Origin of the sequence: Pseudofrankia coriaricola (genome assembly GCF_032027725.1) — a bacterium.
Lineage (GTDB): Bacteria > Actinomycetota > Actinomycetes > Frankiales > Frankiaceae > Pseudofrankia.
In genome coordinates, this window is sequence record NZ_JASNFO010000072.1 from 24,308 (window position 1) to 45,513 (window position 21,206).

18 protein-coding genes and 1 pseudogene are annotated in these 21,206 nt (G+C 70.6%); 12 read left to right on the forward strand and 7 right to left on the reverse strand.

The features are described 5' to 3' along the window. Positions 1-63: 63 nt before the first annotated feature. Positions 64-861 carry an OmpA family protein gene (locus tag QOZ89_RS32075; RefSeq protein WP_083418262.1) on the forward strand — a complete coding sequence of 266 codons (798 nt, stop codon included), beginning with the start codon at positions 64-66 and terminating at the stop codon, positions 859-861. Between the two features lie 197 nt (positions 862-1,058). Here QOZ89_RS32075 and QOZ89_RS32080 read toward each other — a convergent pair whose 3' ends face one another. Next, positions 1,059-1,724, reverse strand: coding sequence for a TetR/AcrR family transcriptional regulator (locus QOZ89_RS32080; protein WP_071047409.1), 666 nt, complete (start codon positions 1,722-1,724; stop codon positions 1,059-1,061). A gap of 553 nt (positions 1,725-2,277) precedes the next feature. On the opposite strand from QOZ89_RS32080, the gene QOZ89_RS32085 reads away from it, so the two are divergent. From QOZ89_RS32085 to QOZ89_RS32100, 4 genes and pseudogenes are all read left to right on the forward strand, one after another. After that, positions 2,278-3,621: an ABC transporter substrate-binding protein gene (locus QOZ89_RS32085; RefSeq protein ID WP_083418261.1), complete on the forward strand. Its 1,344-nt coding sequence runs from the start codon at positions 2,278-2,280 to the stop codon at positions 3,619-3,621. Between the two features lie 116 nt (positions 3,622-3,737). Next, positions 3,738-4,745: pseudogene (gene gad, locus QOZ89_RS32090) on the forward strand (glutamate decarboxylase); the annotation flags it as partial. A 42-nt stretch (positions 4,746-4,787) separates the two neighbouring features. Further along, a complete protein-coding gene (locus QOZ89_RS32095; RefSeq protein WP_071047408.1) occupies positions 4,788-5,333 on the forward strand; it encodes a hypothetical protein in 546 nt (181 codons plus the stop codon). After that, complete coding sequence (locus QOZ89_RS32100) at positions 5,330-6,976, forward strand: recombinase family protein (protein ID WP_083418260.1); 1,647 nt, start codon at positions 5,330-5,332, stop codon at positions 6,974-6,976. The genes QOZ89_RS32095 and QOZ89_RS32100 overlap by 4 nt, the downstream gene beginning before the upstream one ends. Before the next feature lie 136 nt (positions 6,977-7,112). On the opposite strand, the gene QOZ89_RS32105 is transcribed toward QOZ89_RS32100, so the two are convergent. Beyond that, complete coding sequence (locus QOZ89_RS32105) at positions 7,113-7,277, reverse strand: hypothetical protein (RefSeq protein WP_198543137.1); 165 nt, start codon at positions 7,275-7,277, stop codon at positions 7,113-7,115. A 99-nt stretch (positions 7,278-7,376) separates the two neighbouring features. Here QOZ89_RS32105 and QOZ89_RS32110 point away from each other — a divergent pair, with 99 nt between their 5' ends. After that, on the forward strand, positions 7,377-7,754 hold the full coding sequence (locus tag QOZ89_RS32110; protein ID WP_071047406.1) for a PLP-dependent aminotransferase family protein: 378 nt from the start codon (positions 7,377-7,379) through the stop codon (positions 7,752-7,754). Here QOZ89_RS32110 and QOZ89_RS32115 read toward each other — a convergent pair. The 4 genes from QOZ89_RS32115 to QOZ89_RS32130 all read right to left on the reverse strand — a co-directional run bounded on the left by QOZ89_RS32115 (position 7,751) and on the right by QOZ89_RS32130 (position 10,514). Then, the gene (locus QOZ89_RS32115) at positions 7,751-8,995 is read right to left on the reverse strand and encodes a CaiB/BaiF CoA transferase family protein (protein ID WP_397428881.1); all 1,245 of its coding nucleotides are present in this window, start codon (positions 8,993-8,995) and stop codon (positions 7,751-7,753) included. The two genes, QOZ89_RS32110 and QOZ89_RS32115, sit on opposite strands and share 4 nt — an antisense overlap. Positions 8,996-9,092: 97 nt before the next feature. After that, positions 9,093-9,581, reverse strand: a complete 489-nt coding sequence (locus QOZ89_RS32120; protein ID WP_071047405.1) for an FAS1-like dehydratase domain-containing protein — start codon at positions 9,579-9,581, stop codon at positions 9,093-9,095. A 52-nt stretch (positions 9,582-9,633) separates the two neighbouring features. Beyond that, positions 9,634-10,044 (reverse strand): Zn-ribbon domain-containing OB-fold protein, encoded by a 411-nt coding sequence (locus tag QOZ89_RS32125; protein WP_071047404.1) that lies wholly within the window; start codon positions 10,042-10,044, stop codon positions 9,634-9,636. Continuing rightward, complete coding sequence (locus tag QOZ89_RS32130; RefSeq protein WP_083418259.1) at positions 10,041-10,514, reverse strand: MaoC family dehydratase; 474 nt, start codon at positions 10,512-10,514, stop codon at positions 10,041-10,043. The genes QOZ89_RS32125 and QOZ89_RS32130 overlap by 4 nt, the downstream gene beginning before the upstream one ends. A gap of 283 nt (positions 10,515-10,797) precedes the next feature. On the opposite strand from QOZ89_RS32130, the gene QOZ89_RS32135 reads away from it, so the two are divergent. The 4 genes from QOZ89_RS32135 (at position 10,798) to QOZ89_RS32150 (ending at position 17,308) form a co-directional block, all read left to right on the forward strand. Further along, positions 10,798-11,943: a thiolase C-terminal domain-containing protein gene (locus QOZ89_RS32135; protein WP_071047403.1), complete on the forward strand. Its 1,146-nt coding sequence runs from the start codon at positions 10,798-10,800 to the stop codon at positions 11,941-11,943. 177 nt (positions 11,944-12,120) lie between these two features. Then, positions 12,121-12,981 carry an ABC transporter ATP-binding protein gene (locus tag QOZ89_RS32140; RefSeq protein WP_241841561.1) on the forward strand — a complete coding sequence of 287 codons (861 nt, stop codon included), beginning with the start codon at positions 12,121-12,123 and terminating at the stop codon, positions 12,979-12,981. A gap of 138 nt (positions 12,982-13,119) precedes the next feature. Next, positions 13,120-15,960 carry an ABC transporter permease subunit gene (locus QOZ89_RS32145; RefSeq protein ID WP_071047402.1) on the forward strand — a complete coding sequence of 947 codons (2,841 nt, stop codon included), beginning with the start codon at positions 13,120-13,122 and terminating at the stop codon, positions 15,958-15,960. Positions 15,961-16,612: 652 nt separating this feature from the next. Next, positions 16,613-17,308, forward strand: a complete 696-nt coding sequence (locus tag QOZ89_RS32150) for a GntR family transcriptional regulator (protein ID WP_071047401.1) — start codon at positions 16,613-16,615, stop codon at positions 17,306-17,308. Positions 17,309-17,405: 97 nt separating this feature from the next. On the opposite strand, the gene QOZ89_RS32155 is transcribed toward QOZ89_RS32150, so the two are convergent. Further along, entirely contained in the window at positions 17,406-19,040 is a 1,635-nt protein-coding gene (locus QOZ89_RS32155) for an AMP-binding protein (RefSeq protein WP_312627408.1), read from the reverse strand. A gap of 174 nt (positions 19,041-19,214) precedes the next feature. Here QOZ89_RS32155 and QOZ89_RS32160 point away from each other — a divergent pair, with 174 nt between their 5' ends. Both QOZ89_RS32160 and QOZ89_RS32165 read left to right on the forward strand, forming a co-directional pair. After that, positions 19,215-20,330 carry a Rieske 2Fe-2S domain-containing protein gene (locus QOZ89_RS32160; RefSeq protein WP_083418258.1) on the forward strand — a complete coding sequence of 372 codons (1,116 nt, stop codon included), beginning with the start codon at positions 19,215-19,217 and terminating at the stop codon, positions 20,328-20,330. Between the two features lie 104 nt (positions 20,331-20,434). Continuing rightward, positions 20,435-21,199 carry an acetoacetate decarboxylase family protein gene (locus QOZ89_RS32165; RefSeq protein ID WP_071047399.1) on the forward strand — a complete coding sequence of 255 codons (765 nt, stop codon included), beginning with the start codon at positions 20,435-20,437 and terminating at the stop codon, positions 21,197-21,199. The last annotated feature ends 7 nt before the right edge of the window (positions 21,200-21,206 follow it).

Below are 21,206 nucleotides of genomic sequence, written 5' to 3' on the forward strand. Positions count from 1 at the left end.
CGGCGCCCTCCGGGCTTTCTCTCGGAGGGCTACGCTGCGTCTGCTTCGGCCATGGGGGGATATATGAAACGGCTTCACGGGTGGCGTCTGCTAGCCGCGGCGGTCACGCTCGGGGTGGGCTGCACAGGGTGCGGGGGATCGGATGGTGGGCCGGATACGGGGCCCACGAGCCCCACCTCGGTCGCGGCCACATCCGCCGAACCGACGGCGGACGCGGCTCCCGACGACGCGGCGACCACCCTGCCGCCGGGGGCGCAGCCGGGACTGGACGACTACGACGGCGACGGTCAGCCCGACCCGACCTGCGACACGCAGGACTTCGGTGGCGGGCTGGTGCTGCGCATCCCGTGCGAGATCGGCACGGCCAACGAGCCGGAAAGTGGCAGCCGGCTCGTCGACGGATCGCTGTATCGACTGCCGGGCTCCACCGACATCGACCTCACCGGAATCTCGGGCAGCCTGCTGCTGGCCCGGGACACGGCCGGCGTGAAGGTCGTCATCGTCGTGTTCAACAGCGACAACCTGTTCGCGACCGGCAGCGACGCAATCGGCAGCACCGACACGATGGACAACACCATCAAGCTGATCAACTCGAGGTTCCCCGGCGGCAAGATCCAGGTCCGCGGCCACACCGACTCGACCGGCACCGCCGGCGCGAATCAGGCACTGTCGGAACGCCGGGCCGGCGCCGTCCGGGCCTACCTGCTTGACCACCGCGTCAACGCCACCGAGGTCACCGCCGTCGGCATGGGCAGCACCAGACCCCTCGCCGAGAACGCCAACCCCGACGGTTCACCCGACCCCGAAGGCCAGGCCTTCAACCGTCGGGTTGAGTTGGTTCTACGCCTTCCGAACGGCTGAGCGGAAGCCACCCGCGTATCGCCCGCGGAACGCGGGCGCGGCGTGCCCGCCCGCGGGCTGTCCCACCGGCCGGTTTCCATGATCTGGTGGAGTTGTGGGAGCCATGGCTCCGAAAATTCCACCAGATCATGGGCGGGCTCTTCGTCTCTCAGCCTGCGCCGGAACGCTTACGGCGCGGGCCGGTCGGCCGGTCGGCGCTATTCGGCGGCGAGGTCGGTCGTAGTCAGGGGATGGCCGGGCAGCGGCGTCGTGGGGCGGGCGCGCAAGCCGTCGAGGATGATGGCGCGGGCGCGATCGAAGGCGATCTCGGCCGTCGTGCCGAGGCCGCGGCTGAGGCTGTAGGCGGCGAGCGCGAGCAGGTGGGCGACGTCGCCGGAGCCGACGTCGGGGCGCAGTGACCCCTCGGTCTGGGCCGCGCGGATCAGGGCGTCGAGCGCCTCGGCGTACTCGCGGCGGATCCTGGTGATGGCCGGGTCGGCGCGCACGGCCGCCGCCATCCCCGGTGAGAACAGGACGGTCAGTCGCATCGTGAGCCGCAGCTCGCGCGACGGGCTGAGGCTGCGTACCAGCGCGTCCCAGGCACGGCCATCGGCCGCGGTCTCGTCGGCCGCGGTCTCGTCGGCCGCCGCGCGGGCCCGGGCGAGCGAGGTCGCCAGGCTGTCGCGCACGACGGCCACGACCAGCGCCTCCCGGTCGGGGAAGTGGCGGTACAGCGTGCCGACACCGACGCCGGCGAGCCGGGCGATCTCCTCCATCGGCACGTCGGGCCCGTCGTCGGCGAATGCCTGGGTGGCCGTGGCGATGATGCGGTCGCGGTTGCGGCGCGCGTCGGCTCGCAGGTGAGGTCGAACCTCCGCCGTCATGGCAGGACACCCTCCCCAGCCATGCGCGCCCTTGTCGCGCGCCGCCTGGCTAAGGCCTCCGGAGCCGACGGGCGACAGGCCACCATCGGAAAATCATACCGTCGGGCGCTGCTCACCCGCCGGGGCGAGGCGCTGGGCGCGCTCGCCCCGTGTCGGGCGCTGAGCCTAACCTCCCAGATCGCTTCGCGATCCGGCAGGAACCCTGCTCCTGGCGTGGTGCCGGGGTCCTGGCTTCTGGCGGTGGTGGGCCTTGGGCCGGGCTGACGAGGTGGTCGGGTTGGTAGTGCGCCGATGCGCTGTCACCAGGTGTGGCCGAGGTGCATTTGCTGGTCGCTGGGACCGTGTCGCGGGCCGCCGCGTGGCTGGACATCCGAGCCCATGGGATGTCTGTCGGCTGGCGGCAGCCGACCTGACCCGGGATCCCTCGTCCTCGTGACGCGGCGTGACCGCGGCTTTCTGGCTCATTTATCCAGGGCATTTGTCAATCCGTTGACCAAATGACCATGGTACGCGAGCATTCACTCCCGAGCTCCGGCGAGTAGAGGGATACCGCATGCACGCCATAGAGATACCAGCCAACAGCCCGTCCGGCGACCGAGGGCGACGGCGGGCGCGTGGGCACGTCCGCGCGTCAGCCGCATTAGCCGCGTTAGCCACCGTCGCGGCGAGCCTGCTGCTCGCCGCCTGCGGCGGCTCCGGCAGCGACGACGAGGGCGGCGCGGCCCCGGCGGCCACCGCCAGCACGGCCGGCACGGATCAGGTGCTCGGCGCCCTGAACCCCGCAAAGGGCGCGCCCGTCAAGATCGGGATGATCTCGGACGGCAAGGGCGCCGTCACGGACCTCTCCTTCGAGAGTCCCGTCGCCGACACGACCGTCGCCTATCTCAACGACCGCAAGGGCGGCATCGGCGGGCACCCGATCGAGCTGGTCAAGTGCGACGCCCTCGCCGACCCGGCCAAGGGCACCGACTGCGCGAACCAGATGGTCGAGAAGAACGTCACCGCGGTCGTCGTCGGGTCGTCCTCCGTCGTGGAGAGCATGTGGGAGCCGCTGCACCAGGCGCACATCCCGGTGATCTTCGGTGGCGCCAACGCGGCCTCGATCCTCACGGACAAGGACTCGACGTTCGTCCTGAGCGATGCGCTGTTCTCCCTGGTCAGCCTGCCGATCCAGCTGGCGAAGGACAAGAAGATCGACACGGTGTCCGTCGTCGCCATCGACGTGCCGGCCGTGATGAGCATCTACCAGACGGTCGCGCCCGCCGCCTTCAAGGCCGCCGGCATCAAGCTGGACCTCGTGCCAGTCCCGCCGGGCACCGCCGACATGACGCCGCAGATGCAGCGCATCGCGGCCGCCGGCCCGCGGGTTGTGCAGATGATCGGTAGCGACTCGTTCTGCATCGCCGGGCTCAACGGTCTGCACTCCGTCGGCTTCACCGGCCCGGTCGTCGCCATCTCGCAGTGCGTCACCGACGCCCTACGCAAGGCGGTTCCGGGCTCTGTGCTCAAGGGCATCACCGTCTCGGCGACCGCCCCGATCGGCACGGACAACCCGTCGACGCGGCTGTTCTCCGCCGTCGTCGACAGCTACGGCAAGGGCAAGGGCATCCAGGTCAACCGCCAGGGCTCGCTGAGCATGTTCACCGTCGTCGCGGCGCTGCAGGCGGCGACCGAGGGCATCTCCGGAGACATCACCCCGGCGTCGATCACTGCCGCGATCAAGTCGATGCCGGAGAAGGACCTGCCCGGCGCCGACCCGATGAAGTTCCGCTGCAGCGGCAAGGCAGCGCCGGCGACCCCGGCGGTCTGCGTCCGCGGGGGCCTGGTCACCTCCCTGGACGACAAGGGCCAGCCCACCGAGTTCCGCGCCGTCGCCTCCACGCCCATCGAGGGCTGAGCGGGGTATCTGGACGGCCAGTTCGTACAGCCAGGGTTCCGCGGCGCCGTCGACGCCGCGGAACCCGCTGGCGCCCCCTGGCCGCCGAGGGTTTCGCGACCCCCTAGCCTTGCGGTGTGGCGCTGCACAGGCAGGCGATGGGGGAGCGGGCGGACGCGCGACTGGCGGTGCGGCCGCAGTTGCGGTTGCCGACGCGGCCGGCGGGCGTCGCGGCCGAGGGCGGCGGCGAGCTGCCCCGGTACCGGCTCCCGGCGGGGCCGATGGACCCGGAGACCGCCTACCAGCTGGTGCGCGACGAGCTGATGCTCGACGGCAACGCCCGGCTGAACCTGGCCACATTCGTCACCACCTGGATGGACCCGCACGCCGACCGGCTGATGGCGGAGTGCGCGGCCAAGAACATGATCGACAAGGATGAGTACCCGCAGACCGCCGAGCTCGAGGCGCGCTGCGTGAACATCCTCGCGGACCTGTGGCACGCGCCCGACGCCCGCGACGCGGTCGGCTGCTCGACGACCGGCTCGTCGGAGGCCTGCATGCTCGCGGGCCTCGCGATGACCCGCCGGTGGCGGGCCAGGCGGCGCGCCGCCGGCCTGCCCGCCGACCGGCCGAACCTCGTGATGGGCGCGAACGTGCAGGTCTGCTGGGAGAAGTTCGCCCGTTACTGGGACGTCGAGGCCCGGCTCGTCCCGCTCGCGCCCGGGCGCACCCACCTCACCGCGGACGAGGCCGTGCGGCACTGCGACGAGAACACGGTCGGGGTGGTCGCCATCCTCGGCTCGACGTTCGACGGGACGTACGAGCCGGTCGCCGAGATCGCCGCCGCGCTCGACCGGCTCGCCGCCGGCGGCGGACCGGACGTGCCGGTGCACGTCGACGCGGCCTCCGGCGGCTTCGTCGCCCCGTTCTGCGACCCCGACCTCGTCTGGGACTTCCGGCTCGACCGGGTCGTCTCGATCAACGCCTCGGGCCACAAGTACGGCCTGGTGTACCCGGGCGTCGGCTGGGTGCTCTGGCGCGACCACGACCACCTGCCCGAGGAGCTCGTCTTCCACGTCGACTACCTCGGCGGCACGATACCCACGTTCGCGCTCAACTTCTCCCGCCCCGGCGCGCAGGTCATCCGCTGATCAGCAGCAGATGAGGGCACCGGAGGGGCAAACCCCATGGCTACCAGGCTTTCCGACGCTCAGCGGCGCACGCTGACGATCATCACAGGTGGCGGTTGCACCGCCGTTGAGCAGGTCTACGGGACGATCGGCGCGAACGCCCGAAGCGAGTACCGCGACGCCAAGGGCAACCGGCTGGACGGCCGGACGGTTGGGTCTCTCGTTCGCCGTGGCCTGGTCGAGATGGTCAACCCGCGCGAGCGTGGCGCGTTCCGCATCGAAGCCCTGACCGTGCCTGCCAGCAACACGCCGGAACCGGCCGCGCCGGTCGAGTACCCGATCGTTGACCGGACCAACGAAGCTCCCGCGTGCGCGTCCGCCGTCCGCATGGGTGACAGGGCCCGTCTGGCCGACGGCAACACGGGCACCGTGACCTACGTCGAGCGCTTCCACCGTCCTTACGGGGACACGATCGAGATTGAGCTAGACGGCGTCACGGGCGGCCCGGACGGGCCGCACTCGGCCATGTGGCGTGAGCTTCGGGCGGACGAGCGCATCACGATCATTTTCCGTCGCCCGCTGGTGCGGAGCGTGGCCGCGTGACCAGCACATTTGGCGGCCGGCATACCGTGGCTGACGTGCGCGTCGTTCTCTACTGCCGTCGAAGCAAGGCAGACGACCGGGCGGGCAAGTCCGTAGGTGAGCAGGAGGCAGCTCTACGCGGCGTGGCTGAGCGTCTCGGCTGGACGATCGTTGACGTGATCGTCGAAGACGGCAAGGGTGCCTCTCCCTGGTCTGCGTCACCGCGCGAGACGTGGCCACGGGTCGTGGCGATGGTCGAAGCCAGACAGGTCGACGTTGTCGCCGTTTGGGAGATCTCCCGCCTTGACCGTGACGACACTCGGGGGCGCGTGTTCATCGACCGATGCGCCCGGTTGGGCGTGAAGATCGCCGAAGGTGATCGGGTCTATGACCCACGGGACGAGCGCGACCGGAAGACGATCACAGAGGCATTGGACGACGCCCGACAGGAGATCGTAAAGCTTCGCAAACGGTCCAAGCGTGGCCTTGACGCCAACATCGCTGCCGGAATCCCCCCATCATCCGTCGCATACGGATACGACGCGGTGAGAGACGCCCGTGGGCGTCTCACGGGCTGGGTCGAGAACCCTGCTACGGCCGCCGTCGTCCGGGAGATCTACGCCCGATATCTCAACGGTGAGGGTCGGCACACGATCACCATGGACCTGAATGCCCGGGGAGTGCCTACCCCTCGCAATGGCGATGAGTGGTCCGCCGCAACCGTTGGTCGAATTCTGGAGAACCAGACGTACACCGCCGTGCGCACCTTTGAAGGTTCGGAGAACCTTGACGCTGGTGAGTACGCGATCAACATTCCGGTCATGATCGGTCAGGGTGAGTTCCTGCGCGTCCAGGCCAGGCGCCGAGAGTCTGCCGAGCAGTACCGGCACGTCGCACGGCCAACGCGGTTCACATCGTTGTTGGCAGGCATCGCCCGGTGTGGAGTTTGCGACTCAACCGTGACGTCTAGGAAGATCGGCCCGTACCGATACCAGGGCTACATGTGTTGCGGCATCGGGCAGTGCACCATGATTCAGGCCAAGGGTTTGGACGATCACGTAATCCGACACATCGCATACGTGCTGGCGTCAGAGAACGCCATGACGATCATTGGCGCGCCGGACGAGTCCAGCGTGGTGCGGGCACAGATCAAGGTTGCCGACCTTGGGGCAGAGTTGGTGGAGCTTCAAGCCCTGGTGAAGACACGCAAGGGCGCATCCAAGATCGCGCTGTTGGATGAGATCGACGAACTAGAGCAAGCCCTGACATCTGCCCGCCAGCGTGCACAGGACGCATCCGTGCCGGAAGCCTTGCGGGAGTTGCTAGAGGGCACTACGGGCGACCCTGGGGCCATTGAGGCACGCCTACGGGGGATGAGCATGCCGGCTCAACGGGAGATCGTGAAGGTAGTTGCCCCCGGGTTGAAAGTCGCCAAGGGGCAGCGCGGCAGACGCGGGTTTGATCCCGGGCGCGTCCTTGGCTTGGAAAATCTCGCAGGGCTCGCCGAGTCAGCGGCCAAGCACCCCGCATACACAGGCGGACTAGAAATGCCCCCCGTACCGGTGGAGACACCGGCGGTTGCCCGACTGGTCGTCTCGAAAGTGAAGCAAGAGGTACCGGCCGAAGATCTCATTCGCATCCGGGAACTACTGGCAGAGGAGTAACCAGGCCGAACAACCCGAAGACCCCCCGACGTACCGGGGGGTCTTCGTCGTATCTGCCCGCTATGGGCGCTGTGAGCCACGTAGGCGCCCGTTCGTACGGTCCCGGTAGTCGGGGTCCGGCAGCCTACCGACGGCGTCACTCGTCCTTCGGTGCCGTCGCGGCGCCGAGCCGCGCCAGCTCGCGTACCAGATCGTCGGCCGTATGGTCGTCCGGCAGCTCGACCGACTCACGGTAGTAGGCGAACACGTCCGGCGCGATCTCCTCGCCGTTCGTCCAGGTGATCTCTACCTGCATCGTCATTCCCCCACCAGGTCGGGACGTTCCAATGATGTAGACTCGTCCCAGGTCGTCGGCCAGTACTACTCGCTGCTGCGCTTCGGCCGCGAGGGCTACCGGCAGGTGACGCAGGGCTGCCGCGACGTGGCGACCTGGCTGTCCGGCACGATCGCCGCGATGGGCCCCTTCGAGCTCGTCTCCGACGGCGCCACCGGCATTCCCGCGTTCGCCTTCGCGATCCGCGACGCTCGCGCCGCCGGGTTCAGCGTGTTCGACGTCTCGGAGCTGCTGCGGACCCGAGGCTGGCAGGTCCCCGCCTACCGCTTCCCGCCGGCGCTGGACGAACTCGCCGTGCTACGGGTCGTCGTCCGCAACGGGTTCGGCCCGGATCTGGCCGATCACCTGGCCACGGACCTGCGCCGCGTCGTCGACCGCCTCGCGGCCGTTGGGCACCCGGCCCAGCTCGGCGACGAGCCGGCCGTCACCGGCTTCCATCACTAGATGACGCCGCCGGCGCGCAGGGCGGCCAGGTCGTCGGGGGTGCGGCCGAGCTCGGTGAGGATCGACTCGGTGTGGGCGCCCAGGGCCGGGATGTCGCCCATCGGGAAGGCCCAGTCCTTGTTGACCGGGGGCGGCAGGACGGCGCGGACGGGGCCGGCGGGGGAGGAGACCTCGCGCCAGCGGTCACGGGCGGCCAGGTGCGGGTGGTCGATGACGTCGGGGATGGTGTTGAGGCGGGCGTTGCCGATGCCGGCCTTGTCCAGCTGCTCGCGGGCGTCCTCGAGGGTCACGGTGCTCGCCCAGGCGGCGAGGTGAACGTCGAGCTCGGCGCGCCGGCTGACCCGGTCGTCGTTCTCGGTGAACCGCGGGTCGTCGGCGAGGTCGGGCTGCCCGAGGACCTCGCGGGCCAGCCGCTGCCACTCGCCGTTGTTCGTCGTGCCGAGCACGAGCACCTGGCCGTCTGCCGTCTTGTAGTTGCCATAGGGGGAGACAGCGGGGGAGCTGACGCCGTTGGGCTCCTGGACGAGGCCCGAGCCCATGGTGAAGTTGAGCGCGTAGCCCATCCACTCGACGGCCGCGTCGAACAGGCCGACCTGGATCGCGGCGCCCCGGCCGGTCGTGGTGCGCGCGTGCAGCGCGGCGAGCACGGACGTCAGCGTGTACATGCCGCCGCCGATGTCCGCGAGCGGGACGCCGGCCTTCGCGGGGTGCCCCTCGTGGCCGGTGATGGCACAGGAGCCGGACTCCGACTGGACCAGCAGGTCGTAGGCACGCTTGTGGGAGAGCGGGCCGCCCTCGCCGTAGCCGGAGATGTCGACGGCGATGATCCGCGGGTATCTCGCGTGCAGCTGCTCGGCGGCCAGCCCCCGGCGGGCGGCGGCCCCGGGGGCGAGGTTCTGCACGACGACATCCGCGCGGGATACCAGTTCCTCCAACGCCGCCGCGCCGCGCGGGTCGCGCAGGTTGACGGCGAACGACTCCTTGCCCCGGTTCAACCAGGCGAAGTGCGCGCCGATCTCGCCATGCCAGGCCCCGTCGTACGAGCGGGCCATGTCGCCGCCGTTCGGGTTCTCCACCTTGACGACGCGGGCGCCGAGGTCCGCGAGGTGCCGGGTCGCCAGCGGCGCGGCGACGGCCTGCTCCAGGCCGACGACGAGCAGCCCGGCGAGCGGCAACGCTCCGGGGGCGGCGGGAACGGTCTCGGTCGTCGTCGCGTCTGTCGTCGAGGTGGAGGTCGTCACGTGCGACATCATTCCCTGGCTGGCGTCGACCCGCATTGCCCCGGAGCCGTCCCCGGGTAAATGCGACAACCACCACCCCGCCTGGGGAGGGGCGATGTCAGGCCCGGTGGAGCAGGGTCATGACCTCGGTGACAAGGAGCTCCCCGGCCTCGTCGCGGGTGTCGGAGCGAAGCCGGACGAAGGTCATCCGCTTGCCGCGGCTGTTGGTGGTGACGCGGACGTCCTCCACCTCGCCGGTGACGTGCACGGTGGTGCCGGCGAGCACGGGCCGGTGATAGGCGAACTCCTGCTCGGCGTGCAGGATCAGGCCACCGTCCTTGCGCAGCGCGGCGATGATCTCGGTGGTGTCGAGGGCGCCGTCGGGGCGGGCGGGCTGCAGGTCGGGGAACGCGCCGAGCAGCCGGGCGGCGAACGTGAACGTGGGTGGGGCGGGGACGTCCTCGAAGCCCGCCGCCACCGCCGCCCCGGCCCGCTGGTAGACGGCCGAGGTGTCGATGACGGCCTCGGCGAAGGCGGCGACGGCGCCCCGCTCGACGACGACGGTCGCCGGCGGCAGCTGGGTGCCGATGAAGTCGGTCGCGCTCACGGTGCTCTCCTCTGGAGACAGGCGGGGAGACGGGCGGGCCGGGGCGGAGGCCTCAGGCGAGCCGGAAGACGGGGACCGTCAGGTCGGCCTCGTCGTCGGCCCGGAAGTCGACCTTGACGCGCATGCCGATCGCCAGCTCGGCCTCGGTCACGTCGACGATGTTGGTCTCCAGCCGCGGGCCCTCGTCGAGGTCGACGATCGCCGCGATGTAGGGCACCCGGGCCTTGAACGGCGGCAGGTCGTTCACCCGCACCTCGGACCAGGTGTAAAGCGTGCCGGTGCCGGCGGCCCGTTCCCAGGTGACGTTCTGGCTCCAGCACGAGGGGCAGAACGGGCGGGGGTAGAGGTGCGCCTTGCCGCAGTCGCCGCAGCGGCGGATCAGCAGCTCGCCCTTGCGGGCGGCGTCCCACCAGGGCGCGGTCTCCTCCTCGATCGTCGGCAGATCGAACCGTGGACCGCTCATGCCCGCCTCCTTGGCGCCGCGACCGCGGATCCCGCGACGACGGCCGCGCCCTCCGCGTTGACCAGCTGGCAGTCGAGCTCGACGAGGCCGGTGGCCTCGTCCCTGCTCGTCACCGTGATGTCGGTGCTCAGCACGTCGCCCGGCCAGGCCTGCGTCGTGAAGCGCACCTTGTAGCCGCGCAGGTTACCGATGCCGACGAGGTCGGTCAGCGCGGTCGCGAGCACCCCGGCCGAGAACATGCCGTGCCCGAAGACGCTCTTCATGCCGGCGGCGCGCGCCCGCTCGTCGTCGTGGTGCAGGGGGTTGAAGTCGTGGGACGCGCCCGCGTAGCGGACCAGGTCCGTCCGGGTCAGCGTAAGAGTGCGTACCGGCGCCTTCCCGCCCACCTCGAGGTCCTCGAAGTAGACGGCACCCTTCTCCGTCTCCGTGCCCGGCTCGGCGGCCTCGGCGGGCGCCGTTGCGTCGTCCATGCGCTCTCCCGGCGGTGCTGTCCATGGGGTGCTGTCAAGGAGCGGTGCCCGGGACGGCGCCGGTGCAGGCACTCGAACCCGTAATCGGATAGTATATACAAAATTCGGGGTAGGCCGGAGTCTTCGCCGGATCGGCGGGCTCGGTGGGCGAGTGGCGGGGCGTAGTCAGCTTGGGGGCGGGCCCGTCGCCGTTGGCCACCTGATGGCGGGCCGTAGGTGGTACGGCACCGGCTGAATAGGTCGGATGAAGCGGTACCAGACTGGTACGGGGCGAGGAGGACGTATGACGGGGCAGGTGGCCGTCGTCGGCGCGGCGCTGTCGGACTGCGGGCGGGTCGACAACGCGACCCCGTTCGCGCTGCACTACCAGGCGGCCGCCCGCGCCCTCGCTGACGCGGGCCTCAGCCATGCGGACGTCGACGGCTTCGGCTCCACCGGGCTTGGCGTGCTGGCGCCGGTCGAGCTGGCCGAATACCTCGGCCTGCGCCCGACGTGGGTCGACTCGACCGGCGTCGGTGGCTCCACCTGGGAGGTCATGCTCGAGCACGCCGTCGACGCGATCAAGGCTGGCACGGCGCACACCGTCCTGCTGGCGTACGGCTCGACGGCCCGTGCCGACCTGAAGAAGCGGCTGCGCACCGCGAACCTGTCGCTGTCGACCCGCGGCCCGAGCCAGTTCGAGGCGCCTTGGGGGCACACGCTCATCGCCAAGTACGCGATGACGGCACGGCGGCACATGCACGAGTTCGGCACAACGATCGAGCAGTTCGCGAACATCGCGGTCGACACCCGGTACAACGCGGGCCTCAATCCCGACGCGATGTACCGGGACCCGATCACGGTCGACGACGTGTTGTCCGCCTCGATGGTGGCCACTCCGTTCACCAAGCTGCACTGCTGCATCCGCAGCGACGGCGGCGGCGCGGTGGTACTGACCTCCGCCGAGCGCGCCGCCGATCTGCCGCGCCCCGCGGTGCGGGTACTGGGCACGGGCACCGCCAGCAACGTCACGACGATGTCGGAGTGGACCGACTTCACGGTGTCGCCGGCGGCGGTTTCCGGGAAGCTGGCGTTCGAGCGCGCCGGGCTCACCCCGGCCGACGTCGACGTCTGCCAGTTCTACGACTCCTTCACCTCCACGGTGCTGCTCACTTTCGAGGCGCTCGGCTTCTGCGGTCGCGGCGAGGGCGGTGCCTACCTGGAGGGCGCCGCGATGCGGGTCGGCGGGCGGATGCCGACCAACACCGACGGGGGCGGCCTATCCGCCTGCCATCCCGGCATGCGCGGGATCTTCCTGCTGGTGGAGGCCGTCCGACAGCTGCGCGGCGAGGCGGCCGGCCGACAGGTCCCCGGCGCCAGAGTGGCGTGTGTCAACGGGACCGGTGGCTGGTTCTCGTCCACCTCGACCGTCCTGCTGGGCGTCGACTGATGCCGCCAGCCTCCCCGCCCGGCGCGTGCCGGCCCGGTGCGCGCGGGCGCCGCCCGCACTGGTCGGCCCGCGGGTGGCGGAACTGGCAGCCGAGTCAGACGTGACCCTTGTTACATCGAGGTCGGATTGCATATCATATCCACTCTCAACTGCCGTATGGCTGCACCAGGAGGCCCCATGTCGTCTGGCGGTACTGAGTCGATGGGCGGTACCGAGTCGGTGACGGCCGCGACACCGACGCCACGGCCGTCACCGGCCGGACCGGCCGCGACAGCCGTCGCCGAGCCACTGCTGCGCCTGACCAGCATCAGCAAGCGGTTCGGCGGTGTCCAGGCGCTTACCGACGTCTCGCTGGACGTCGCGCCGGGAATGGTGCGCGGGCTCATCGGCCCGAACGGTGCGGGCAAGACGACGCTGTTCGACGTCGTCTCCGGCATCACCGCGGCGACGACCGGCAAGGTCGAGTTCGGTGGCCAGGACATCACGAGGCTGACCTCCACCGGCCGCTCGCGCCTCGGGATGCGCCGCACCTTCCAGCGGGCCCAGGTGTTCAGCTGGCTGTCCGTCGAGGACAACGTGCTCGCGGCGCTGGAGTGGCGCGGCGGTGGTGGCGGCGTGCTCGCCGACCTGGTCGCCTGGCCGAAGCGGCGCTCGCTGGAGAAGGACCGCCGCGAGCAGGTGGACGAGGTGCTCGAATGGTGCGGCCTGGCCGACAGCCGCCGGGTCGCCGCCGGTTCGCTGCCGCTCGGCCTTCAGCGCCTCGTCGAGCTCGCCCGGGCGATCGTCGACACTCCGACGCTGCTGCTGCTCGACGAGCCGACCTCCGGGCTCGACCACGCCGAGTCCGAACGCTTCGGCGACCTGGTCCAGTCGCTGCGTGGCAGGGGCACCGCGGTGCTGCTCGTCGAGCACGATGCCGGTTTCGTCATGCGCATGTGCGACCGGATCGCCGTGCTCAACCTCGGTTCGGTGCTGGCGGAGGGCACACCGGCCGAGATCCAGGCCGACGAGGCCGTCCGCGATGCATATCTCGGCTAGCGCCAGCGCGTTGGCCGCGGCACAGCGGCACAGCGGCACAGCTCCACCCCGGTCCTGGCGGCTGCCCGCCCGCCGGCACCGGGTTTCCGGACGCCGCGTCCGCGCGGCTTCATGCGCGGACGCCATAAGGAGGAGTTCGTGACCGAGTTCTTCAACCTGGTGGTCTCGGGGCTGGTCACCGGTGCGTTATACGCGATCCTCGCGTCCGGCCTGACCCTGAGCTATCAGACGTCCGGTGTCTTCAACTTCGGCCAGGGTGGCGTCGCCTTCTCGACGGCCTACCTGTTCTTCCAGCTGAACACCGGCCAAGGTCTGCCGATCGTGCCGAGCGCGATCATCTGTGTCGGCATATTCGCGCCCCTGCTGGGCTGGTTGCTGCACCGGGTGCTGTTCAACCCGCTGCGGGAGGCGTCGATCGCCGCCCGCATGGTGGCCTCGCTCGGCCTGCTGATCGCCCTGCCCTCACTCGGGCTGTGGATCGTGGCCCTGCTGAAGGACAAGGCGCACTGGGATCTGCCCGCGATCGAGGACGTCTACCGGATCCCCGGCCTCGGTCCGAGCCCGAAGAAGATCCACGTCATCGGCGACGGCCTGGTCATCGACAGCGACCAGCTTGCGATGCTCGGTGCGGCGATCTTCTCGGCGGCGCTGCTCTACTACCTGGTCCGGCGCACCCGGATCGGCCTGGAGATGCGGGCCTCGGTCAGCCGGCCGAACCTCGCCGCCCTACGCGGGGTCGACCCGGACCGTGCCTCCGCCATCTCCTGGATCACCTCGTGTGGGCTCGCGGGCCTGGTGGGCGTTCTGCTCGCGCCGATGTTCGGCCTGAGCTCGTTCAGCTACAACACGCTGCTGTTCATCTCGATCCCGGCCGTCGTCCTCGGCCGGATGGCCTCGATCCCGATCGCGATGCTCGGCGGCCTGCTGCTCGGCGTGGCGCAGAACCTGGTCGACGGCTACGTCGACCTCGACATCACCGGGTTCCGCACCGCGGTGCCGTTCATCATCCTGTTCGGCCTGCTGATCTACTTCGGCGCGGAGCGCGGCCGCAGCGCCGGCACGACGCTGGAGGAGAAGCCGCCGGCGGACGCGCTGGGGGAGCACGGGTCGCCCTGGCAGCGGCGCATCCTCTGGGGGATCGGCACCGTCGGCCTGCTGGCCTACACCGCCTGGGGCGCGACCGACTTCTGGGCCGGCCTGCTCGCCCAGGGCCTGGCAACGTCGATCGTGCTGCTGTCCTTCACGGTCGTCACCGGCATCGGCGGCATGGTGAGCCTCGCGCAGGCGGCCTTCGTGCTCGCCGGCGCGTTCACGGCGGGCATCCTTCTCGACGGCGGGGTCCCGTTCCTGCCCGCGCTGATCGCCGGCACGCTGGTCTCGGCGATCATCGGCCTGATCGTGGCGCTGCCGACCCGCCGGCTCGGCGGCCTGCCGCTGGCGCTCTCGACGCTGGCGCTCGCCTACGTCGGGCAGAACCTGCTCTTCCAGATCCGGAGCATCTCCAACGGCTCCGGCGGCTGGGCGGTGACCCCGGGGCACATCGGCGGGATCGACCTGTCCAACCCGCGCTGGCTGGTGCTGCTCATGCTGCTGCTGGTCGGCCTCGGTGTCTGGGTCGTGCACGCCCTGCGCTCCTCCAGCACCGGACGGGCGATGCTCGCCGTCCGCTCCAGCGAGGCGGGCGCCCGCACCAGCGGCATCGCCGTCGACCGGATGAAGCTGCTGGTGTTCGTGATCTCCGCGGGCATCGCCGGCTTCGGCGGCGTCATGCTGGCGGCAAGCCGCGGCCGGGTCACCAACACCGACTACGACGCCCTGCTCGGCCTGGTGTGGCTGGCCACCACGGTCACGCTGTCCATCCGACGGCCGGCCGGCGCGGTGCTGGCGGGCCTCGTCATGGCGCTCGCGCCGCAGGCACTCGAGGGCGTCCCGGCGTCGAGCTACTTCATGCAGATGCTGTTCGGCCTCGGCGCGATCGGCCTCGCGCGCGACCCGGAGGGCGGCCTGTCCGCCGGGGCACGGGCCAAGCGCGAGCGGACCGCGCGCAAGGCGGCCAGGCAGCAGGCGGCCGCGACGGTTGGCACGGCCGGGGCGGACGCGCCCGCGACGACGCTGCCCGCGACGACGCTGCGGCCGCTGCCCGTGGCCACGACGTCCCCGGTCGCGGCCACGGACGGGGACCGGGCGTCGGCGGAGCCGGTGCTGCGGATCGCCGGCCTGAAGGCCGGCTACGACGAGATCGAGGTGCTGCACGGCATCGACCTGACCGTCGGCGCCGGCGAGGCGGTCGCGCTGCTCGGCAGCAACGGTGCCGGCAAGACGACACTGTGCTCGGTCGTCGGCGGCCTGGTCCCGATCCGCGCGGGCGGCGTGTGGCTCGCCGGTCAGGACGTCACCCGGGTGCCGGCGCGGCGCCGCGAGCGCGACAGCGTCTACCTCGCGCCCGAGGGCCGTGGCATCTTCCCCGACCTGACGGTCGAGGAGAACCTGATGCTGTGGCTGCGCGCGGCCGAGGAGCGGCAGACCGCGTACGCGGCCTTCCCGCTGCTCAAGGACCGGCGCAACCAGGCGGCGGGCACCCTGTCCGGCGGTGAGCAGCAGATGCTCACGCTCGCGCCGGCGCTCGTGCGGCCGCCGAGGCTGCTCGTCGCCGACGAGCCGTCGCTCGGCCTCGCGCCGCTCATCATCGGGCAGATCTTCGACGCGCTGCGGCAGTTGCAGAGCCAGGGCACCACGCTGCTGATCGCCGAGGAGAAGACCCGCGACGCGCTGGCGATCGCCGACCGGGTCGCGTTCCTCACCGTCGGCCACATCACCTGGACGGGTCCGGCGGCCGAGGTCGACGCCGAGCGTCTGGCCACCGCCTACCTGGGCATCATCCCCGAGGCTGCCGAGGCGGCGGTGGCCGGCGCGCGGCCGCTCGACGCCGTCGCGACCTCCGGCGCGGGTGGCGGCCCGCGCGTCGACCTGGAGGACTGACGCATGCCGCGCAGGCCCGTGACCGCGCGACGCCTCGCCGTGATGGCCCGGCCGACGGCCCGGCGGCGCGGCACGGCCGGACACGAGCGGTAAAGGACGTGTTCGGCGTGACGCGGACCGTGTACCCGTCCGCTGTCTTCTCCCGGTTCCGGAATCCGCGGCTCCCCGGGCCGGGCGCCGCGTGGTCACAAATGGGTATGGCTGCGGTAACTCGCGGTCTCTCGGGTATCGGATCCAGGTGTCCTCAGGGTGGTACCGATGGAGCAAAAGTGACGGACGCGATGTCCGGGCGAACGCCTAGAGCGACGATGTCACCACTGCCCAGTCGTATACTTCCTGCAAGTTCCCCGCGGTCCGCTGCCCGCGCGGGAACACGGCGGGTCACCTGTTCGCCGGCCTCGGCCGGCTTCCCGGCGGCCCGTGATGCCTTCCCAGCAGAAAGGTTCCCGCCGAGGCCGCGGAAGGCACGGCGAGGACCCGGCCTTCCTGGACCCCCGGGCGAGCTCTCGCCGTTGTGGGGTATCCACTGGTCCGCGTGCGGACTGGTGGGTGGGCGTTTCGCTCGACCCAGTCGAAGGAGCCAGCAACTCGGCACCCTGGACCTGAGCTGAAGGAGCCGGCCATACCTCCCAACCGCCGGACGGCGACCGCGGTGAGCCCGCTTGGGCACCACGCCCCGGGCAAGCGGTCCGTCGTCGACCGCAGGAGCAGCGGAAGCCAGGTCGCCGACCACATCCGGGGCTTGATCTTCGCCGGCACCCTGCGCCAGGGCGACCACGTCCGCCAGGACGAGATCGCCGAGGAGCTGGGTGTCAGCCGCATTCCCGTGCGCGAGGCGATGATCGCGCTGGAGAGCGAAGGCTGGATCTCGATCGAGCCCCACCGCGGCGCGTTCGTCCACGGCCTGGATCTGAACTCGGTGCGCGACCACTACGCGCTGCTTGGCCAGCTGTACGGCCTGGCCTCCGAACGGGCCACCGAGCGGGGCGACGACGACGGCATCGAGGCGCTGTCCACGGCCGAGCGCGCGCTGCGCGCGGCGGAGGACCCCGACGATGTCCTGCACGCCAACGAGGCCTATATTCGCCAGATTTTCGCGATGGCGCAGTCACCTCGGCTGTCGTCGTTCGGCCGGCTGATGACGGGCGTCATTCCGGGCAACTTCTTCGCGCTCGTTCCCGGCACGATCCAGCCGCAGAAGCGCGGCATCGCCGCGGTCAACCGGGCCATAAGGGCCCGCAACGGCCAGCGCGCCTCCGTGGAGTTCGTCAAGATGCTGCGCGGTCACGGCGACCTCGTCGTCGACCTCCTCAAGTCCCGCAACATCCTCTGGAGCCCGGAGGACTGACCCGGCGTTGAGTCGTGGCCGACGGCGGTGCGTTTCGGGCACCGCCTTCGGCCACAAACAATCTCGGGAAGGCGGGGACCGCGACCGACGCGGTGGGTCAGCGCTTCTCGTAGGTGATACCGGCGGCTTCGGCGTCCCAGGTGGTGGGAGTGACGCCCTCGGCGCGCAGGTCACGCTTGAGGACGCGGCCCACGGGGCTGCGGGGCAGCTCGTCGCGGAACTCGATGTAGCGGGGGATCGCGAAGTACGGCAGCGCGTCCACGCACCAGCGGAAGAGCTGCTCCTCGGTGAGCGTCGAGCCCTCCCTGCGGGTCGCCGTCACCTTCACGTCGTCCTCGGTGAGCTTGCTGAAGACGGCGTGCACGGCGACGTCGGCGAGCTCGCCGTGGCCCATGAGGATGCGCTCGACCTCGAAGCTGGAGATGTTCTCGCCGCGTCGGCGCAGGTAGTCGGCCTTGCGGTCGACGAAGAAGAGGAAGTCGTCGGAGTCGATCCGGCCGATGTCGCCGGTGTGGTACCACCAGTTCCTGCTGGTCTCGACGGTCGCCTCCGGCCGGCCCCAGTAGCCCTCGAACATGACGTGCGCGAGCTTCGGCCGGATGACGATCTCGCCGTCGGTGCCGCGGGGGAGCTCGTTGTCCTCGTCGTCGAAGACGCGGACGTCGAAGTAGTCCTTGTTGATCATGCCGGCGGCCCGCGGCCTGTTGCGCGCACCGGGCGGCAGGCTGGAGATCAGGCTCGCCTCGGTGACGCCGTAGGCGCCGGAGAACGTGTCGATGCCGAACCGGCCGCGCAGGATGTCGTCGACCTCGGGCGGCAGCGGGGCGGCGCCCATCATCCGCAGCGACGTGTTCGCCTCGGGCGCGCCGGACTTCGGCATCTCCGGCCGGTCGACGTCGTGGGCCAGCAGGTAGGCCATCGTGCCGAGCGTCGAGGTCAGGGTCGCGCCGGCGCGGTTCATCTCCGGCCAGAAGTTCGAGACCGAGAACTTCCGGTAGATCGCGGAGCGCCCGCCGAAGACCAGCGCGCCGATCACGGCGGTGGTCAGCGCGTTGTAGTGGAACAGCGGCAGCGGCGTCCACAGCACGTCGTCAGCGGTCCGCCCCCAGGTGACGCCGATCTGGGTGGCCAGCGCCTCGTGGTAGTTGTGGCTGAGCATGCAGCCCTTCGACGGACCGGTCGTGCCGCCGGTGTAGATGAACGTCGCGAGGTCCGACGGCCGGCGCTCAACCGGGGCGGCGAGCGGGCTCGCGTTCGCCAGGTCGTCCCAGCGGTGGGATGTGGTGCCCGGGAAGTCGACCGGCTCTGGCCCGGTCACGACGACGTGGCGCAGCGCCTCGAGGTCGCCGGTGACGGCCCGCGCCCGGTCGGCCAGGTCGGCGGCGACGACGAGCACGGTCGCGCCCGAGTCGCGCAGCTGGTGGCGCAGGTACTCGCCCTTGTAGGCGGTGTTGATCGGTACCGCGATGCCGCCGGCCCACTGGGTGGACCACCAGACGAGCATCGCCTCCGGCGAGTTCTCGAGCAGGCTCGCGACCCGGTCGCCCGGCTGGACGCCGAGCTCGCGCACCAGCGCGGCACCGAGAGCCGCGGCCGTCTGGGCGACGCCGGCCGCGCTGAACTTGGCGCCGTTCACGTCGAGGTACTCCGAGTCCGGGTCCTTCTCGGTGCGTGCCAGCAGCAGCGCGGTCGTGGTGTGCCGGGGAGCGCTACCCCAGACGCCGTCGGTCACGTGGCTCTCCCGCTTCTCGTCGTCGGGTGGACGGGTCTTGTGAATCAGCGAACAACGTTGTTGAATGATGGTTCAGTGATCGCGGCGGTCGGTTGGACGCTCGACGCCAGCCCAGGCCGCGAGGCCTGATCGTATATCTTATCCACTCTGCGTCCACTGCTTCGGAGGCAGCACATGACGATCTCGAGCGAGGCTCGCTTATCCCAGCAGGCGACACGGGCGGAACCCTTGGGACAGCCTGCGCAGCCTCCCGCGGACAGCCTCTACCAGGGTGTCGAGGTCCCGACCGTTACTGGGCCCCTCACGGAGCTGGTCGGCCTCCCGATGCCGCAGTGTCCGGACACCGTCACCGACCTCTCGATGCGCTACCGGGTCCGCCGCGAGCGGCGGCCGCGTTTCCCCTTCCCGATCCCGAACGGCTGGTTCATCGTCGCCACCGCCGACGAGCTCGCGCCCGGCCAGGTCAAGCCGCTGTACTACTTCGGCCGCGACCTGGTGCTCTTCCGGGGCGCCGACGGCACCCCGCACCTGCTGGACGCCTACTGCCCCCACCTGGGCGCCCACCTGGGTGCCGGCGGCCGGGTCGTCGGCGGCACCCTGCAGTGCCCGTTCCACGGCTGGCGGTTCGACGGCCAGAGCGGCACCTGCGTCGAGGTGCCCTACGACGACGTCGACCACATCCCGAAGACGGCCACCGCCCGCACCTACCCGACGCTCGAGCGCAACCACATGATCTGGGCCTGGCACCACCTGGAGGGCAAGGAGCCCTTCTACGACGTGCCCGAGGTGCCCGAGTTCCACGACGACGACTGGTCACCCATCGTCGTCCGCGACTTCGAGGTCGCCAGCTGCTGCCAGGAGATGGCGGAGAACAACGTCGACACCCCGCACTTCAAGTTCGTGCACGGCACCGAGGCGGTCCCGGAGGAGGAGTTCCACACCGACGGGCACCACAAGCGCACCGTCGCCCTCGACGGCGCCTTCGTCCGGGAGGGCTTCGGCCTGGGCCTCGGCGTGCTGCGGGTGCGCGATTACACCACGTTCCTGAGCTCCACGACGCCGATCGACGAGGAGCACGTCCACTGCCGGTGGATCTTCACCTCGCCGCGTTCGCTCGGCGATGGCACCGCCGAGGCCGCGGCCGACAGCTTCGTCGCCGGCGTCAGCCAGGACTTCCCAATCTGGGAGAACAAGATCTACAAGGACCCGCCGGTCCTGCGGCCTTCCGAGAAGGGCGTCACCGAGCACCGCCGCTGGTGCGAGCAGTTCTACTCCTACCCCGACGCCTGAGTACCGGCCCCGGAGCCTGAGCGCCGCCCCGGTGCGCGGGCCATCCCCCGAGACGTCACCCGAGAACCAACCACCGCCAGATCTACGTCTGTGAAGGAGATCCCATGGCCAACCGGTGGGTACATGAGGTCAAGAAGTTATCCGATGGCGAGCAGCAGGACCTGGGAGCCGGCCTGCCGCCGATCCCGTCCCTGGAGGTCGTCTACCTGACCGACCCGGACGTGCTGGCCGCCCTCCTGCCGCCGCCGCTGACCCCGCCGGCCGAGCCCCGCGTCCACGTCCGGGTCAGCGACATCGACCTGATGTTCGGCGCCCACCGGTACAAGGAGATGGTCGGCTTCCTCGCCGTCGACGCGGTGTACGACGGTGTGACGGGGGAGTACCCGCTGCTCATCCCGATCGACCTCGAAAGCGCGCTCGCGATCAGCCGGGAGCGCAACGGCGAGCCGAAGAAGCTCGCCGACATCGAGCTCACCCGCTCTGGCGACCACGTCGAGGGCCGGATCACCCGCAACGGCGTCACATTCGTGGAGATCGTCGGTGACGTCACCGGTGCCCTGCCGGTGCCGGAGCCCTACCCGTCGTCGCAGTGGTGGTACAAGTTCATGCCCGCTGTGTCCGGCACCGGCTTCGACGGCGACCCGCTGCTCGTCCGCTACGACCAGGTCCGCACTCCGGTCACCGTCGAGAAGGTCGAGGGCAAGCTCGTGCTGCGCGACGAGCCGACGGCCCCGATCGTCGACCTGCCCATGCTCGAGACCGTCTCGATCACGTGGACGACCCGGTCGTCGAAGGCCAGGACCAGCGTCGTCGGCCCGGTCGACCCGGTCGCCTTCGAGCCGTTCGCCCACAGCCGCTACGACCACTGACGGCGGG